Origin of the sequence: Myxococcus sp. AB025B, from assembly GCF_006518215.1 — a bacterium.
Taxonomy (GTDB): Bacteria; Myxococcota; Myxococcia; order Myxococcales; family Myxococcaceae; genus Myxococcus; species Myxococcus fulvus.
Genome location: NZ_SRLW01000238.1, coordinates 1 through 15721, shown reverse-complemented (window position 1 = coordinate 15721; position 15721 = coordinate 1). Strand labels below are relative to the sequence as shown.

Here is a 15721-nt window from a genome sequence, read left to right as displayed (position 1 = left end):
GTCAAGTTCGTGGGTGGGGTCCGGCCCCACCCACGAACTTGACGGTGGATTCAGGCCGTCCCTAGGCTTTCCTCCTTTTGGGTGCTCGGGGAAGGAAGAGGGTTGAGCGATAACCGAAAGTCCGCGCGGGTGCCGACCTTGCTTCGCTGTTGGTGCGAGACCGACAATGTCACCCTGTACGCGCGCATCACCAACCTGAGCGAGGGCGGCCTGTTCCTGCGGACGGCCACGCCGCTGAAGCGAGGAGCGAAGGCGGTGCTCCGGCTGACCCCGGGGGATGATCCCGAGGTGCAGACCGCGGCCACGGTGGTATGGCTGCGGGAGGAGGAGGACCGGGCCTATCCGCCGGGGATGGGGTTGCGGTTCGAGTCGCTGGACGCGGAAACCCTGGGGCGGCTCCGGCGGATTATCTCCCAGCAGCAGAAGAACCCCGTGAAGGCGGTCTGGGCCGGCTGAAGCGCCGGGCTCCCACCAGCCGAGGCATCCATGCGCATCGCCGTCATCTCCGACATCCACTCCAACATCGAGGCGCTCACCGAGGTGCTGCGGGTCTGCGAGCAGCAGAAGGTGGACCGCATCGTCTCCCTGGGTGACATCGTCGGGTACGGCGCGTCGCCGAATCCCTGCTGTGAGCTGGTGCGCTCGGTGGCGGAGGTGACGCTCCTGGGCAACCACGACGCCGCGGTGGCGGGGCGGATGGACTACTCGTACTACTACGACGCCGCCCGGCACGCGCTGGACTGGTCCGCCAACGTCCTCACGGACGAGAACATGGCGTGGCTGCGCAGCCTGCCGTACACGTACCGCATCGGTGAGGTGGGCTTCTGCCACGGCTCGCCCATCGACCCGAAGGCGTACGAGTACATCTTCGCGCTCGAGCAGGCGCGGGAGCTGACGCCGTACGTGGAGGAGCTGCCCGAGGTGACGTTCATCGGGCACAGCCACCTGTGCCGCGCGTTCGCCATCGGCAACGGCGAGGTGAACGACGTGGTGGCCCAGAAGTTCGGCATCCGCCGGGGCTACAAGTACATCATCTCCGTGGGCAGCGTGGGCCAGCCGCGCGACTACGACAACCGGGCCTGCTTCGTCATCTGCGACACGGACGCTCGCACGGTGGAGTACCTGCGGGTGGAGTACGACATCGAGACGGCGGCGCAGAAGATCTTCGACGCGGACCTGGCGCTCAACTTCGGCAAGCGACTGTTCCTCGGGGTTTGACGCGCCGCCTTCGGAAAACTGTGCACGGGCCGGGGGACATGAAATAAACCGGGTCCGTGCGCCCCCAGGTCCTCCGAGTGTCCCTCCGGCCCTTCGCGGCCCTGCTGTCCTCCCTGTTGCTGCTGCTGTCGGCCTGCCGCCGCGAGCCGCAACCGTCGTCGCCGGAGTACCAGCAGGCCACGCGCCAGTTCCGCGAGCTGTACGCGCAGAAGCTGGATGAGGCCTATCTGGACCCGAAGATGGGCCCCATCGAGGCGCAGCTCCAGCGCGTGCCGCAGGACAGCCTGGATGCCCCTTCCGCGCAGGAGCTGCTCCAGCGCATCCAGCGCGAGCGCACGCGCATGCAGGCGGAGGTCGCCGCGCGGCAGAAGGCCGTGGCCAGCGCCCGCGAGATTCCGCCCGGCGCGCCCTCCACCACGCTCGCGCTCCCGCCCCCGCCTCCTCCCGCGGAGCCCGTCGACGCGGGGCCCCCGGACGCGGGCCCCATCAACGGCCCCCAGGTCGGCTCTCCAGCGAGCGAGCTGGTGGCCGGCTTCCGCGGCTGCTTCAAGCGCGGCACGCCCATCGACGTGGAGGGGCGGGGCATCCGGGACGCGTGGGAGATGACCGACAGCACGGCCTGCCGCCTGGAGTACCCGGGCCACGTGGGCACGGTGCTGCTGACCGAACAAGGTCGGGTCCTGATGTTGTTGCCCAAGAGCTCCGTGACGACGGTGACGCGGACGCTGGATGCCGGGACGACGCCCCCCGCGGCGACGGACGCCGGCCGTTAATCAAAGACGCCCCATGAACGACCAGACCTTCATGAAGTTGATGCGCCTGTTGCCCAAGTCGGCCCTGTCGACGGTGGTGGGCATGGCCACTCGAGCCCCGCTGCCCGCGCCCGTGCACCAGGCGGCCATGCGCGCGTTCGCCCGCTCCTACAACGTGGACATGGCGGAGGCCGAGCACCCCATCGAGCACTACCCGACGTTCGCCCAGTTCTTCACGCGCGGCCTGAAGACGGGCCTGCGTCCCATCGACGCGGACGCGAAGTCCGTGGTGTCGCCGGTGGACGGGCGTGTGTCGCAGGTGGGCTACTCCGACCTGGGGCGGTGCCTGCAGGCCAAGGGCATCGAGTACACGGTGGACGAGCTCTTGGGTGACGCCGAGGCGGCGAAGCCCTTCCACGGGGGCGCCTGGACGACCATCTACCTGTCGCCCAGGGACTATCACCGCATCCACTCGCCGCTGGCGGGCACCATCACCGGCTACGCGTACATCCCCGGTGAGTTCTGGCCGGTGAACCCGGCGTCGGTGCTCAACAAGCAGTCCCTGTTCTGCGTCAACGAGCGGCTGGTGACGTACCTGGAGACGGCCGCGGGCAAGTGCGCCGTGGTGAAGGTGGGCGCCACCTGCGTGTCGCGCATCAAGGCGGCGTACGACGACGTCACCACGCACACGGGCCAGCCGGGCAAGGTGCACCGGTATCAAGAGGGCTACAAGGTGGAGAAGGGCGGCGAGCTGGGCCGCTTCGAGATGGGCTCCACCGTCATCCTGCTGTTCGAGCCGGGCCGCGTGAAGTGGGACCCGGTGCTGCAGGAGGACGCGGTGCTGCGGCTGGGTCAGCGCATCGGAGTAGTGCCGTGAGCCAGACGCTCGCCGCCGTCAAGGGCATGAATGATCTCCTGCCAGGGGAGATTGAAATCTGGCAGCACGTGGAGGGGCTGGCCCGGGAGCTGTTCGGGCGCTTCGGCTACGGGGAGATCCGCACGCCCATGGTGGAGGACACCGCGCTGTTCGTGCGCAGCGTGGGCGAGGAGACGGACATCGTCGGCAAGGAGATGTACACCTTCGACGACAAGGGTGGCCGCAGCCTGTCCTTGCGTCCCGAGGGCACGGCGCCCGCGGCGCGTGCGTACATCGAGCACTCCATCCTGAACCAGGAGCCGCTGACGCGCTGGTTCTACACGGGGCCGATGTTCCGGTACGAGCGGATGAAGACGGGCCGCTACCGGCAGTTCTATCAAGTCGGCGCGGAGGCCTACGGCTCGAAGGAGCCGGCCCAGGACGTCGAGGTGATGGACATGGTGGCCCAGTTCCTCCAGGCGCTGGGGCTCCAGGACATCGCGCTCAACCTCAACTCGCTCGGCGACGAGGCCTGTCGGCCCGCGTACCACGCGAAGCTGGTGGAGTACCTCAAGGCGCACATCGACGAGCTGTGCGGCGACTGTCACCGCCGCATGGAGACGAACCCGCTGCGCGTGCTCGACTGCAAGAACCCCAAGTGCCAGGAGGTCGCGGGCAAGGGGCCCAACGTGCTCGAGTTCCTGTGCGAGCCGTGCAAGGCGCACTTCGACGACGTGCAGCGCAAGCTGACGGCGCTGGACATCAAGTACGTCGTCAACCCGCGCATGGTGCGCGGCCTGGACTACTACACGCGCACCGTCTTCGAGTTCATCGCCTCGCACCCGGCGCTCGGCACCGCGAGCACGGTGGGCGGCGGTGGCCGCTACGACAAGCTGGTGAAGAGCCTGGGCGGTCCGGATGTTCCCGCCGTGGGCTTCGCGTGTGGTCTGGACCGGCTGGTGCTGCTCTTGAAGGAGGGCACCCGGAAGTTCGGCGCGTCGCCGGACCTGTTCATCGCGGTGGCGGATCCGGGCTCGCAGGACACGGCCTTCACCCTGGCCAGCAAGCTGCGGCGCGAGGGCCTGCGCGTCGACTTCGATACCCGGGGCGGCAGCCTCAAGAGCCAGATGAAGCGCTCCGACAAGAGCGGGGCCCGCTTCACGCTGGTGCTCGGGGAGCTGGAGCGCACCTCGGGCGAGGCGAAGCTCAAGCGGATGGCGGATGGTTCGTTGATCCCCGTGAGCCTGAGCGGCCTCGCCGCCGCGGTGCGCGAGCATTCGGCGACCGAGGTGGCGCAGCGCGGCAACGGGACCTGATGTATCAATCAGGGATTGTGTTGAGTCCCTGACATTGCCATGAATCCCGGAGGTGGTCTGTAACCTCCGGGAAATTCAGGGAGAACTCCGGGCGACTCAGTCGCGTGACCTTGGCTGGTGCGGTAGACTTCCGCCGTCAATGTCGAGTGAGTCCCCCAGCTCCGCTCCGTCCCAGGCCTTGCGCTGGATTCCCGTTCGGGGAGACAGCATGTGGCCGTCGTTGCGGGATGGAGACGTGGCGGGTGTCGAGCCGCTGTCTCGCGAGCCCCGCCCTGGTGAGGTCGTGCTGGCGCGGTTCGACGATGCGCTGGTGCTCCATCGGGTGTGCGCGGTGCGCGAGGGTGTGTTGTCGCTGCGCGGGGACAACGCGGCGGGAGAGGACCCTCCCATCGCCGCGTCGCGGATCCTCGGGTGCGTGGCGCGCGTGCGCAGGAGGGGCGTGGAGCTGGACTCGGCGTGGGATGGTGGGCCGTCGCGCCTGGGACGGCTGCGCGCGGTGGTGCGCGGGCGGGTGGCGCGGTGGCTGGGGCGGCGCTCATGAGCGGCGACTTCGGAGGGGACAGTCATCCCCGGCGTCGCGCGGGGGCGGAGGGGCAGCGCTTCGGCGCGGACTTCCTGCTGCTGGACGCGGAGGGCCGCACGCTGCGGGGCCTCAACGCGACGGCGGTGCGAATCTGGGAGCTCAGCGACGGGACGCGCTCGGCGCGCTCGGTGGCCGAGGTGGTGGCTCGTGAGTTCTCCATGGACGTGGGCGCGGTGCTCGCGGACACGCTGCGATTTCTGACGGAACTGGCCCGCTTGGGCCTCATTGAAGAGCTTCAGGAGGTGCGGTGATGCGAGCGCGCATTGCGGGCTTCTCGGCGGCGGCGCTGCTGCTGGCGGCCTGTACGGAGGGCGGCGTGGCGCCCAAGGTGTCGGACTGGACGGACGCGCCTTCCCGGGAGGTGCCGCCGGTGTCCCCGACGGACGTGCTGGGCGAGGAGGACGTGGCGGCCCGGCCTCCCGCGGCGGAGGTGCCCGTCGTCGGCGAGCCGATGCCCGCGCCCCTCACGGGGCACGCCGAGGTGGTGGAGTCCGGCTCGCGAGGCCTGTCCGACGTGTCCCAGGTGGACGTGGACCTGACGCTCACGGGCGTGCGCGGCAAGGGCACGGTGGAGGTGGAGTTCGTGTCGCCCGCCGGCCACCCGTATGAGCGACGGACGAGCGTGGTGGTGGCGAAGCCGGACATGACGCGGACCTTGCGCTTCTCGCTGCCCGTGGCCGGGACGACGGTGGCCACCTCCGCCATGAGCGGCACCTGGCAGGTGCGCTTCCTCTTCGACGGGGCGCCGCTGACCACGGCCGCCTTCACCCTGGAGCCGTGACGTGAGCCCCGCCCCCCTGAAGTCCGTCAACGCCCGCATCGCCGCGCTCGTCGCCGCGCTCGTGCTGCCCTCGGCCGCGCTGGCGCAGAGCACCACGCGCGCCGCCGTCTTCACCACGCTCCCTGGACCCGGGGAGACGGTGGCCACCGTGGTGATGGACGAGGTGTCCGAGCTGCGCGTCCGGGTGCGCAACAACACGCGCGCCAACTCGCCGCAGTTCCGTCCCATCAACCAGGTCAACTTCGTGCTGCCCACGGGCTACACGCTGTTGGAGAGCCCCGCGCCCGCCGGATGGATCGCCACCCACAACGTGGCGACGCGCAGCGTCCGCTACAACCTCCCGGTGAACTGCGCGGGCGCGGACGCCGGGCTGATGTTCGACGAGTCCGCGACGTTCACGCTGCGGATGATCCCGAACATCAGCGCGACGAACGCCACTGGCCAGCAGTTCACAACGGGGCTCTCCGCGCATGAGGCCTGCGGCAACCTCTCGTTCGGCACGAACCGCACGCAGGACGAGGCGGAGTGGCAGCGGGTGAGCCTGGCGACGCGGGTGGACATCTCCCCGCGCGCCGTGGGCGCGGGTGAAGACATCACCGCGCGCCTGGTCATCGAGAACCGCTCCTCCTCCGCGAACCAGACCAACATCACGGCGGAGGGCCCGAGCACGGGCGCCGGTGGCGTGACGTTCCAGGTCGTGGAGGTGCAGCCGGCCAACTTCGCCGTGACGATTCCCCAGCGCGGCGCGGGCATCCTCTCCGCCAGGGCCACGACGCAGACGGGCGGCACCATGGTGGCCAGCGTCCGGGGTCGTAACGGAACGGGCTCCGTCACGTCGAACGTCGCGGACACGCCCATGGTGAACGTGGCGCCGCTGGCCGCCGCGGGAGACGTGGACAGCACCCAGGCCTTCACGGGCGAGACGGTCAAGGTGCGCTTGAGTGTCACCAACACGTCCCCGACGAACGCATATCTGAACGTGACGCCTCGGGCGCCCGTGCTGGTCGGCTCGGCGCAGGTTGCGCTCGCGTCGGGCCCCAGCCCGGCCAACGTGGCGCGGCTGGCGCCGGGAGCCTCCGCGCACTTCATCTGGAGCTACACCGTCACCGGCGCGGAGTTCTCGACCTATGCGTTCGATGTCCAGGCGGACGCGACGCTGAATGGCGCCACCGTCTCGACGCCGGTGGTGCGCTCGGCCGAGGGCCGCGTCGTCACGCACCGGGTGAAGGTCAGCCCGTCGGTGCTGGTGCCGGGACAGGCCAACCAGACGGTGACGTACACCGTGCAGAACCGCGGCACGGTGCCGCTCGATGAGGTCAAGCTGCTCCGGCCGCCGGTGAACTTCTTCGCCATCAACGGCAATCCGCCCGCGCCCTCTGGCTGGATGGTCTATTACGACACGGCTTCGGCGAGCTACACGTGGCTGGCGATGATGAGCTCGGTGCGCATCATGCCCAACCAGGAGCGCACCTTCACAGTGACTTACTCCAACGTGGGCACGGTTACCGCGCCCACCGCGTTCCGTCATCGCGTGCATCTCCCCGCCGCCTACGCGTCGGATGCCGCCGCTCGCATCGAGACGCCGATGGTGCTCGCCACGGGCACGGCGCCGGAGGTCGAGCGCCTCACCGCGGTGGCGCGCGATGCCAGCGTGACGGTGACGTGGGACAACCCCTCGGTGCACAACGGCGTGCTCATCCTCCGCTCGGCCGGGGCCGCGCCGAACGCCACGCCCGTCGCGGGCCAGACGTACGCGGCCGGGGCGACGCTGGGCAATGCCACCGTCGTCCTGTCGGAGTCGTTCAGCTCGGCGACGTCCTTCACGGACACGGGCGTCGTCAACGGCACGACGTACTACTATCGCGTCTACAACACGGATGACGTGGGGTTGTACTCGGCGGGCAATCGTCCCACGGCCTCGGTGGCGCTGATGGCCACGCCTCGGGCCCGCGTGGGCTCGGCGCCGCTGTGGTGCTACTCGGTGGGCCTGGACGCGCGGCTCCAGCCCATCACCGAGCTGGGCGTGGGCATCTTCAGCTCCTTCAATGACTCGGTGGTCGCCAACCTGACGAACGTCACCAACCCCTCCGAGGACGGCGCGGAGCGCTGGCGTCCGCTGCCGCTGTCGGGGCTCATCGGCAGCCGCTTCCCCGTGGTGCCGCTCAATGGCCTGCCGGGCCAGTACATCCTCACGGCGGACCAGAGCGGTGTGGCCTATGCGCTCAACGCGACCACGGGCACGGTGCTGTGGCGCTGGAACAACAACGGCGCGCCCATCGGCACCATCCAGTCGTTCCCGGTGACGCAGCTCCACGACTACGCGAACGCGGCGTACAAGGCCGCGCGTCCGAACACGGACCTGGTGTTCTTCGCGACGCGACTGGCGAACGCCGCGCAGAACCGTGTGGTGGCGCTCAATGCGCGCACGGGTGTGCCCGTCTTCACGTACCAGCCCGGGGACCTGGGCATGGTGAGCGGCGGCATGGTGGTCGACTACACCACCAACCGGCTGTTCATCGGCGCGAAGGCGAACGGGTCCGCGGCCACGTTCCGCGTGCTCAACACGCTCAACGGCGCCGAGGTGGGGCGCCTGTCGCTCGGTGACCTGGAGCACAGCCTGGTGCGCAACGGCGTGGCGAATCAGATCTTCGCGACGAACAGCGACGGCGTGGTGCACGCCGTCGACGGCAACACGATGCAGGCCGTGTGGAACGTGAATGTGGGGACCCGGCCCTCGCCGAGCACACCCGCGTTCACCAGCTTCGTGCGCCCGCTCGGCGGAGGCTTCGTGGCGAGCCTGGCCAGCGGCGCCGTGGAGTTCTGGGACTACTCGGCGCCCGGCGCGACGGCGCCCACGCGTGTGTGGACCACGCCCATCGCGAACCCGTCCGGTACGTTCACCCTCAACCAGGCCGGCGTGGTCCGCATCTACGCGGGCAGCTCCGATGGCCGCGTGCACCAGCTCGAGATGATCGGCGGCGTGGACTCCGGCCAGGTCGCCATTGGTGGTACGCAGCTCATCGGCACGCCGACCATCGACACCACTGTCTCCCGACTGCACGTCGGCTCTCAGGACGGCCGCATCTGCGCCTTCCCGGTACCGTTCCCGTGAACCATCCCTCGACCCCCTCGGCCTCGCAGTCCCCGGCGGTGGAGACATCTCCGTCGTCCACCGTCACGCCTCGCTACGAGGCGCCGGCCATCCTTTGGGAGCAGCCCTTCGTCGCGCTCGCGGCGATGTCCCAGTGCAACATCCCTGGCGAGTCGGAGTGCACGCCCTGAGCTCGTCGGGAGCCGGCCCGTCCGGTCCCCGTCGCTCGGGCCACCTCGATGATTCGCAGGAGACGTCCGGCCCCTGGCTCACGCTGGCGGGCTGGACGGTGGGGCTTCACGTGCCGGAAGCCCGCGTCCAGGAGCTGCTCCGGCGCTCGCTCGCGGGCTTCATCGTCGACGCGCCTCCGGCGGGTGCTCGCGTCTCCCGGTTGGAGGTGCGTCCGCCCGAGGTGCCGCGCGCGGAGCCGGCGACGCGAGCGCTTCCCCGTCCCTCACGCGCGGAGGATGGCTCGCTCGTCCTCGAGGGGGAGGACTACTCGGCGCGCATCGAGGCGGGTGGTGCGCGGGGCGCGGTGGTCGGCGCGGGGCGCTTCCCGGTGGAGGTGGTCCTTCGCGTGATGCTGGCGGCGGAGCTGGCGCGGCGCGGAGGGCTGTTGGTGCACGGCGTGGCGCTCGCGCATGACGGGGTCGCGGCGTTGTTCACGGGGCACTCGGGCGCTGGCAAGAGCACGCTCGGTGGACTGTGGATGGGGGCCGGGGAGTCACTGCTCTCGGACGAGCTGGTCGCGATATGGCCGGAGGCACCGGGCCTGTGGAGGGCCTCGGGGACGCCGTGGAACGTGGGCTTCCCTCGGGAGGCGCGGCTGGGAGCGGTGGGGACGCTGGCGTGGGATTCGAGCTCGCGGTGGGAGCGTCAGGGTGGGGGAGAGACGGGGCGGATGCTGGTGCACAATGTGTTGCTGCCCGAGGCTTCCCCAGCGGGCAGGGCCGCGATGATGGCGTCCGCGGGTCGACTGTTGTCCGAGGTGGAGTCGGCGCGGTTGGTGTTCTCGCGGGATGCGTCCGCCGTCACCGTGGTGAGGGCTGCGTTGGGAGCGTCGCGACATGGGTGAGGGGCCGGTGTTGACGGTGGTCGCGGGGCCGACGGCCTCCGGGAAGACGGCACTGGGCATCGAGCTGGCGCGTCGCCTGGGCGGTGAGATCGTCAGCGCGGACTCGCAGCAGGTGTATCGGCACTTCGACATCGGCACCGCGAAGCCGTCCGCGGAGGAGCTCGCGGCGGTGCCCCACCACCTGCTGTCCATGGTGGACCCGCTGCAGACGTTCTCGGCCGCCGAGTACCAGCGTCGCGCGGACGCGGCCATCGCGGACATCACCAGCCGCGGTCGGCCTGTCATCGTCGTGGGCGGGACGGGGCTGTACCTGCGCATCCTGCTGCATGGCGTGGTGGAGGCGCCGGGCGCGCTCCCCGCGCTGCGGACCGAGCTGGAGGCGCTCGCGGCCGAGCAGGGACGTGAGGCCGTCCACCGCCGGCTGGCCGCCGTGGACCCCGAGACGGCCGCGAGGCTGCCGGCCCAGGACCTGGTGCGAGTCGTCAGGGCGCTGGAGATCCACGCGCAGACGGGCGTGCCCGCCTCGGAGTTCCGCAAGGCTCATGCGTTCCTTCCGGACCGCTATCCCTTCCGCCTCTTCGTCCTGGAGCCGGCTCGTGAGGACCTGTACGCGCGCATCAACGCGCGCACCGAGGCCATGTTCACCGCGGGCCTCGTGGACGAGACACGCGCGCTGATGGAGCGGGGTTACGCGGACGCGGCCCCCATGCGCAGCGTGGGCTACGTGCAGGCGCGCGCGGTGGTGGACGGGCGCATGAGCGTCGCGGAGGCCATCCACGACACGGCGCAGGAGACACGCCGGTACGCCAAGCGTCAGCTCACCTGGTTCCGGAAGGAGGCGGGCGCCGTCTTCGTCCAGCCTCCGTACGCCGCGCTCCGCGAGCACTCACCGCAATCCCCCGGGTGAGGCCTTGGTGCCTCGCTCCCCGTGGGTGAGGCCTGCCCCCGAGGGAGGGGCGAGGAGGGGAGGGACCGGGAAGGCGCGACGTTGTCCCCGTGGCGCGAGGCACCCATGTTCGCCGCTGAATCCTTTCTCGACGCGGGAGCGGAGCGACATGGATACACAGTTCAGACGTGACCCCATCTCGACCGAAGGAGGAAGAGCCACCTCGGCGGCCTGGGGACCTCTCTTCGTCCTCGGCGTGCTGATGGCGATCCTGGGCCTGGTGGCGTTGGGCTCCTCGTTCATCACGAGCATGGTCTCCGTCATCCTCTTCGGCGCGCTGCTCGCGGGGACGGGCATCGCGGAGATCGTCTCCTCCTTCCGCGTGCGGAAGTCCGGAGGCCCGTTCTGGCTCTACCTGCTCAACGGCGTGCTCTCCACCGTGGTCGGCATCTTCGTCCTGATGAACCCCGCGGCGGGCCTGGGCGCATTGACGCTCCTGCTCGCGGGCTACTTCTTCGCGAGCGGCCTCTTCCACGTGGTGACGTCGCTGATGGACCGCTATCCGAAGTGGGGCTGGGACTTCGCCTACGGCGCCATCTCCATCGCGCTGGGCGTCATCGTCATGGCCCAGTGGCCCATCTCCGCGGTGTGGCTGGTGGGCACCCTGGTGGGCATCTCCATCCTCATGCGCGGCATCGCCCTCATGGCGGGCTCCCTGGAACTGCGTCGCGCGATGCGGAGCGTCTCCGTGTCGCCCTGACCCCAGGCCGCTGTTTCCAGATCGAAAGGGCACGGTGACCGTCTGGCCACCGTGCCCTTGCTCTTCTCGCAGACGCCTCGCGTGACTAATAGGCGGCGTAGCGGTCCGATGCGCCCGTCTCGCTCGTGGGCGGGGGCGCGACCCGCTCGTTCGAGCCGCCGGACGAAGTCAGTCGGCCCGTGAGGATGCGCATCAGCAGCTCAGGGTCCACGGGCTTGGGCAGGAAGGCCTCCGCCCCCGCGTCGAGCGCGCGCTGACGCACGTGTGGCCGGTTCAACCCGCTCATCACCACCACCCGCGTGTTGCGCGTGAGGGGATGCTGCTTCAATCCCTCGCACAGCCGCAGCCCATCCACCCAGTGCAACACGACGTCGAGGACGATGGCCGTCGGAGGTCTGCGCGCCACCGCGCAGAACAGCGCGAGCTCGTCCGCGAAGGCGACGACCTTGGCCCCCGTGCTCTCCAGGAGCGCCGTGAGCGCCTCGCGGGCATCGGCGTCGTCATCCACCACGTAGTACAGGTCCGGCTCCAGCTCCGGGATGGCCAGGGGCACCGGCTCCAGCGACATCCGCAGCCAGTTGCTCATCGTCTCGCGCAGGCCCGCCCAGCGCACGGCCCCCAGCAGGGCCAGCGGCGTGGGAGCGCTCAAGCCCAGCACACCTCCGCCATGGACGCCCACCGACGTGCGCCGCCCCTTCGCCGCGACGAAGGCGGAGGGCGCCCGCTTGCCGGCGCGCCGCAACCAGCCCACCGCCCGGGCGCCGGCCGACGCGTCCTCCATCAGCTCGCACAGGCCCTCGCGCACATACCGGCGCTCCAGGGCCCCCGCGTCCAATCCCCCATCCAGGAGCGCCACCGCCGCCCGGCTGCACGACGCCAGCGTCTCCGACAGCCCCACCTGCAGCGGATGCCCGAAGGCCGCCGGACCCACGGCAATCTGCCCCGGAGCCACCAGCGTGCGCCCGGGCCCGTAGGGGAGCCGCGTGGTCTCCAGCGCCGCCAGCTCGAAGCCCTCCTCCAGCAGCCCATCCCGCGAGGCCATCATCAGCGCCTGGCACAGGTCGGCCGGCGTCACCATGGGCCCGAAGGCCAGCGCATAGACGGAGTCCGCGCCCGGCAGGAGGAACAAGCCATCCACCGTGGGAAGCGGAGCGACCCAGAGCCGCGCCACCGGCGCGATGTCCAGCCGCGACGACGCATGACGCAGCCGAGCCTGCACCGCGGGCATCGTCGGCGCGGGCCGGAAGCCCGGGAAGAAGTTGTCGCCCATGAGGGGCCCCGCGCCCCCCGCCAGGGCCACCGCGTGGAAGCGCTCGCCGCCTCCCTGGGCGCGGACCACCAGGGGGCCCGCGCCTCGCACGGACGCCGGCGCATCGGGGGCCGCGGGCTGCCGCTCCACCCGGTCCACGTGCCGCTCGAGGAAGCGCGCGCCCTGGGCGCTGGCCGCCGTGGCCAGCACGTCCCGCACCTGGGCCAGCCCGCCTTGTCCCTGGGGCCAGCCGTCCACCACCCACAGGCCACCGGGAGAGGAGGGGAGCAGCTCGCGCCGCCCCTCGGAGATGAGCTCCACGCCGCGCAGCTCGTGGGCGCGCCACTCGGTGGGGATGCGACAGCCCAGCGCGGCCAGCCGCGAGCGACACTCCGGTGTCAGCACGGCGGGCGGTGCGGTGCGCTCCGACAGGCCACCCGAGTAGACGCGCACATCGAGCGTCAGCCCCCGCGCCCTGCCATTGAAGAGCAGCGAGGCCGCCAGCCCCGCACCCGCGATACCGCCTCCGACGACCGCCACCCTCGAACCGCTCGTCAGCCTGTTGCCCAGAATCATCCGCGCCCTCTTGCTTCCCGCCGTCGCCTGCTGCGTCGTGCCCGCGCTCAGTGCCGTTGCACGGACGGCGCCATGGCCGGACGGCCGAACACCACCACCCGGTCGCGCCCCTCGCGCTTGGCCTCATAGAGGGCCGCGTCGGCGGCCTTCATCAGCCCTTCCGTGTCGTCCCGGGGTGTCTCCAATGTGTGGTCCGCGATGCCCACGCTCACGCTCAACCCGAAGGAGGCGGGGCGGCCGTCGCTCTTCTGCACGCCCACGGAGCGCAGGCCGGAGCGGATGCGCTCGGCGAACACCGCCGCCTCCAGCGCCGTCTGGTGGGGCAGGAGCGCCACGAACTCGTCGCCGCCGAAGCGCGCCGCGAAGTCCGACTCGCGCAGGTTGCCCTTGAGCTGGTTGGCCAGCGCGAGGATGGCCCGGTTGCCCACGTCATGGCCCATGCCGTCGTTGATGGCCTTCAAGTGGTCCAGGTCGATGATCACCACGCTCAGCGGGTAGCCGTAGCGCTGGGCGCGCCGCAGCTCCTCCTCCAGCCGCACGGTGAGCGCCCGGAAGTTCGCCAGCCCCGTGAGGGCATCCGTCTGGGCGAGGATCTGCAGCCGCCGCTGCTGTTCACTCTGCCGCAGCGCCCGGTCGATCCGTGCCATGAGCTCCCTCGCGCTCGCCGGCTTGTGGATGAAGTCCACGGCGCCCATCTCCAGGCAGCGCTCCAGGGTGGCCTCGTCCGCGTCCCCGGTCAGGAAGATGACCGGCGTGGACTCCGTCCGGGAGTCCTCCTGCAGCGCCTCCAGCACCGCCAGCCCATCCCCGCTGGGCAGGAACCTGTCCAGCAGCACCAGGTCCGGCCGGTGGTCCCTCGCCAGCTCCAACCCCACACCCGCGTCCGCCGCCCCCAGCACGTCGAAACGCGAGGCGAGCAGGTCCGACAGGCTCTCCAGCACGCTCGCGTCGTCCTCGATGACCAGGAGGAGGGACCGCTCCGAGGTGCGCCCTCGCCGTTGCATGAACCTCTCCGCTTCGTTGCGCTCCTGATGATTGGCGGTCCAGAGGTCTCGGATGCCACGCCCCACCAGGTGCTCCCGCCGCCCCTGCGCCCCAGGCGCATCCGCCGCCTCCCGGTCCTGCGAGCACCCACCACCTCCCGCAACCTTCACCCGAGACCTCCGGCCGCCAAGCCCATCGCCCTTGCCCGACGGGGAGTCACCCCCACCGACGCGCGTGGGCGTGGAGCAAGCTGCATGCCCTCGAGGAGGGCATCCGAGCGGACGTCATTTCAGGGGGTTGCACTCGCGCGCGGCGCCGCCAGCAGGAGAAGGGCGGAAGTCGTTCCAGCGTGCGTCGTGGGGAACCGGTAGGAATTCCCGGGCGGAGGAGGGCGGGGTGCCCTCCACTCCGGCCCGGTCGCGGCGGATCAACGTCGGGTAACGAACTGCATGCGCCGGCCACCGCCACCGCCCATGGGGGGCATCATCGGCGGGGTCTCCAGGCCGAACTGCCACCACATGGGCTCGTACGGCTTCATCTTCAGGCGCTTGTCGTTCTGGAGCTGGCCGAGGCTGGCCTTGAGCTTCTCGTCCTTGGGGTTCTCCTCCACCCCGCGGCCGAGCACCCTGAGGGCCTCGTCCTTCTCCTTCTTCTGCAGGAGGCACCAGGCGTACACCGCCCAGACGATGGCCTCCTTCTTCCCGCTCTTGGCGGCGGCCTCGAAGGCGGCCTTCATGGCCGGGGTGTCATTGCGCTGGAAGTACAGGGCGCCCTCCATGGCCTTGGCCATGTAGTTGCGCGAGCTGCCCTGCTTGAAGTGGACCAGCGCGCCGTCCAGGTCCTTCACCATGTACTTCAACATTCCAATCTGCGCGTGAATCTCCGGCCCCACCATGAACTGCCACTTGTCGTAGACGAGGCCCTTCTCCAGCGTCTTCACCGCGCGCTCCACCCGGCCCTCGGCGTCCTTCTTGCTCGTGGGCTGGGACTGGAGGTCCGACTGCACCGTCGTCATGAGCGCCTGGATCTGCCCGGCGACCCGGCGGCCCAGGAAGAAGAAGGTGATGACGGCCGCGATGAGGCCCGGGACGAGCCCGGCCCAGATGGAGAAGTTGGCGAGCTTCACCAGCAGCGCGACCACGATGCCCACTGCCAGCGAGATAAGAAGGTTGTACATGCGGGGGCCCTCATAGCGATGTACGTGCAGCACCGCAATCTTCGGATGCATCCGCGCGGCCATCGCGGTATACGTCTGGCCGCTTCACCAACAAACGGCCCTCTGTCGAAATTGGTAGACGAGGCGGACTCAAAATCCGCTGCGGCTGACCCCGCGTCCCGGTTCGAGTCCGGGGAGGGCCACTTCCCACGAGGGGCGGGCTGCCAGCATCCGCTGGGCGGCCCCCCTGCCCGGGAGTGTGGAGGACGAGCTCCCGTCAGGGGCGTTGGAGATACCCCGAGATGAAGGTTCTGCTGGTCGAGGACGACGCGAGCCTCCGGGAAGGGATGGGCGAGTTGATCGCCGACCTGGCGGAGGTCCGCTCGGTGGGCGACGTGGCCCAGGCGCTGGAGGTCCTCTCCCAGGAGCGCTTCGAGC

16 protein-coding genes and 1 tRNA gene are annotated in these 15721 nt (G+C 70.3%); 14 read left to right on the top strand and 3 right to left on the bottom strand.

Annotation, left to right across the window (positions count from 1 at the left end):
• Nucleotides 1–102 precede the first annotated feature (102 nt).
• The 13 genes from FL311_RS31105 to FL311_RS31045 all read left to right on the top strand — a co-directional run bounded on the left by FL311_RS31105 (nt 103) and on the right by FL311_RS31045 (nt 11318).
• Entirely contained in the window at nt 103–456 is a 354-nt protein-coding gene (locus FL311_RS31105) for a TIGR02266 family protein (protein ID WP_082165229.1), read from the top strand.
• 30 nt (nt 457–486) lie between these two features.
• Nucleotides 487–1218, top strand: a complete 732-nt coding sequence (locus FL311_RS31100; RefSeq protein WP_141330841.1) for a metallophosphoesterase — start codon at nt 487–489, stop codon at nt 1216–1218.
• 77 nt (nt 1219–1295) lie between these two features.
• On the top strand, nt 1296–1991 hold the full coding sequence (locus tag FL311_RS31095; protein WP_228557197.1) for a hypothetical protein: 696 nt from the start codon (nt 1296–1298) through the stop codon (nt 1989–1991).
• A 13-nt stretch (nt 1992–2004) separates the two neighbouring features.
• Nucleotides 2005–2847, top strand: a complete 843-nt coding sequence (asd, locus tag FL311_RS31090) for an archaetidylserine decarboxylase (RefSeq protein ID WP_141330837.1) — start codon at nt 2005–2007, stop codon at nt 2845–2847.
• 26 nt (nt 2848–2873) lie between these two features.
• Nucleotides 2874–4142 (top strand): histidine--tRNA ligase, encoded by a 1269-nt coding sequence (hisS, locus tag FL311_RS31085; RefSeq protein ID WP_228557198.1) that lies wholly within the window; start codon nt 2874–2876, stop codon nt 4140–4142.
• Between the two features lie 139 nt (nt 4143–4281).
• Complete coding sequence (locus tag FL311_RS31080; RefSeq protein WP_228557196.1) at nt 4282–4683, top strand: S24/S26 family peptidase; 402 nt, start codon at nt 4282–4284, stop codon at nt 4681–4683.
• The gene (locus FL311_RS31075) at nt 4680–4976 is read left to right on the top strand and encodes a PqqD family protein (protein WP_046713863.1); all 297 of its coding nucleotides are present in this window, start codon (nt 4680–4682) and stop codon (nt 4974–4976) included. Before FL311_RS31080 ends, FL311_RS31075 begins: the two co-directional genes overlap by 4 nt.
• Nucleotides 4976–5506 (top strand): hypothetical protein, encoded by a 531-nt coding sequence (locus tag FL311_RS31070; RefSeq protein ID WP_194869428.1) that lies wholly within the window; start codon nt 4976–4978, stop codon nt 5504–5506. The genes FL311_RS31075 and FL311_RS31070 overlap by 1 nt, the downstream gene beginning before the upstream one ends.
• Before the next feature lies 1 nt (nt 5507).
• The gene (locus FL311_RS31065) at nt 5508–8618 is read left to right on the top strand and encodes a PQQ-binding-like beta-propeller repeat protein (protein ID WP_228557195.1); all 3111 of its coding nucleotides are present in this window, start codon (nt 5508–5510) and stop codon (nt 8616–8618) included.
• Nucleotides 8615–8788, top strand: coding sequence for a hypothetical protein (locus FL311_RS31060; protein WP_153882710.1), 174 nt, complete (start codon nt 8615–8617; stop codon nt 8786–8788). The genes FL311_RS31065 and FL311_RS31060 overlap by 4 nt, the downstream gene beginning before the upstream one ends.
• Nucleotides 8776–9672, top strand: a complete 897-nt coding sequence (locus tag FL311_RS31055) for a hypothetical protein (protein WP_141330829.1) — start codon at nt 8776–8778, stop codon at nt 9670–9672. The genes FL311_RS31060 and FL311_RS31055 overlap by 13 nt, the downstream gene beginning before the upstream one ends.
• On the top strand, nt 9665–10579 hold the full coding sequence (gene miaA / locus FL311_RS31050; RefSeq protein ID WP_141330827.1) for a tRNA (adenosine(37)-N6)-dimethylallyltransferase MiaA: 915 nt from the start codon (nt 9665–9667) through the stop codon (nt 10577–10579). The genes FL311_RS31055 and miaA overlap by 8 nt, the downstream gene beginning before the upstream one ends.
• Before the next feature lie 148 nt (nt 10580–10727).
• The gene (locus FL311_RS31045; RefSeq protein WP_141330825.1) at nt 10728–11318 is read left to right on the top strand and encodes an HdeD family acid-resistance protein; all 591 of its coding nucleotides are present in this window, start codon (nt 10728–10730) and stop codon (nt 11316–11318) included.
• 85 nt (nt 11319–11403) lie between these two features.
• On the opposite strand, the gene FL311_RS31040 is transcribed toward FL311_RS31045, so the two are convergent.
• The 3 genes from FL311_RS31040 to FL311_RS31030 form a co-directional block, all read right to left on the bottom strand.
• The gene (locus FL311_RS31040; protein ID WP_141330823.1) at nt 11404–13143 is read right to left on the bottom strand and encodes a two-component system response regulator; all 1740 of its coding nucleotides are present in this window, start codon (nt 13141–13143) and stop codon (nt 11404–11406) included.
• Between the two features lie 47 nt (nt 13144–13190).
• Nucleotides 13191–14147 (bottom strand): diguanylate cyclase, encoded by a 957-nt coding sequence (locus FL311_RS31035; RefSeq protein ID WP_141330843.1) that lies wholly within the window; start codon nt 14145–14147, stop codon nt 13191–13193.
• Between the two features lie 407 nt (nt 14148–14554).
• Nucleotides 14555–15304 carry a lipopolysaccharide assembly protein LapB gene (locus FL311_RS31030; RefSeq protein ID WP_141330821.1) on the bottom strand — a complete coding sequence of 250 codons (750 nt, stop codon included), beginning with the start codon at nt 15302–15304 and terminating at the stop codon, nt 14555–14557.
• A 96-nt stretch (nt 15305–15400) separates the two neighbouring features.
• Here FL311_RS31030 and FL311_RS31025 point away from each other — a divergent pair.
• A tRNA-Leu gene (locus FL311_RS31025) sits at nt 15401–15486 on the top strand.
• Nucleotides 15487–15721: the final 235 nt, after the last annotated feature.

Coding starts and splice junctions, on each gene's coding strand:
- FL311_RS31100 (WP_141330841.1), top strand. CDS start 487: ATGCGCATCGCCGTCATCTCCGACATCCACTCCAACATCGAGGCGCTC.
- asd (WP_141330837.1), top strand. CDS start 2,005: ATGAACGACCAGACCTTCATGAAGTTGATGCGCCTGTTGCCCAAGTCG.
- hisS (WP_228557198.1), top strand. CDS start 2,874: ATGAATGATCTCCTGCCAGGGGAGATTGAAATCTGGCAGCACGTGGAG.
- FL311_RS31080 (WP_228557196.1), top strand. CDS start 4,282: ATGTCGAGTGAGTCCCCCAGCTCCGCTCCGTCCCAGGCCTTGCGCTGG.
- FL311_RS31075 (WP_046713863.1), top strand. CDS start 4,680: ATGAGCGGCGACTTCGGAGGGGACAGTCATCCCCGGCGTCGCGCGGGG.
- FL311_RS31070 (WP_194869428.1), top strand. CDS start 4,976: ATGCGAGCGCGCATTGCGGGCTTCTCGGCGGCGGCGCTGCTGCTGGCG.
- miaA (WP_141330827.1), top strand. CDS start 9,665: ATGGGTGAGGGGCCGGTGTTGACGGTGGTCGCGGGGCCGACGGCCTCC.
- FL311_RS31045 (WP_141330825.1), top strand. CDS start 10,728: ATGGATACACAGTTCAGACGTGACCCCATCTCGACCGAAGGAGGAAGA.
- FL311_RS31040 (WP_141330823.1), bottom strand. CDS start 13,143: ATGATTCTGGGCAACAGGCTGACGAGCGGTTCGAGGGTGGCGGTCGTC.
- FL311_RS31035 (WP_141330843.1), bottom strand. CDS start 14,147: ATGCAACGGCGAGGGCGCACCTCGGAGCGGTCCCTCCTCCTGGTCATC.
- FL311_RS31030 (WP_141330821.1), bottom strand. CDS start 15,304: ATGTACAACCTTCTTATCTCGCTGGCAGTGGGCATCGTGGTCGCGCTG.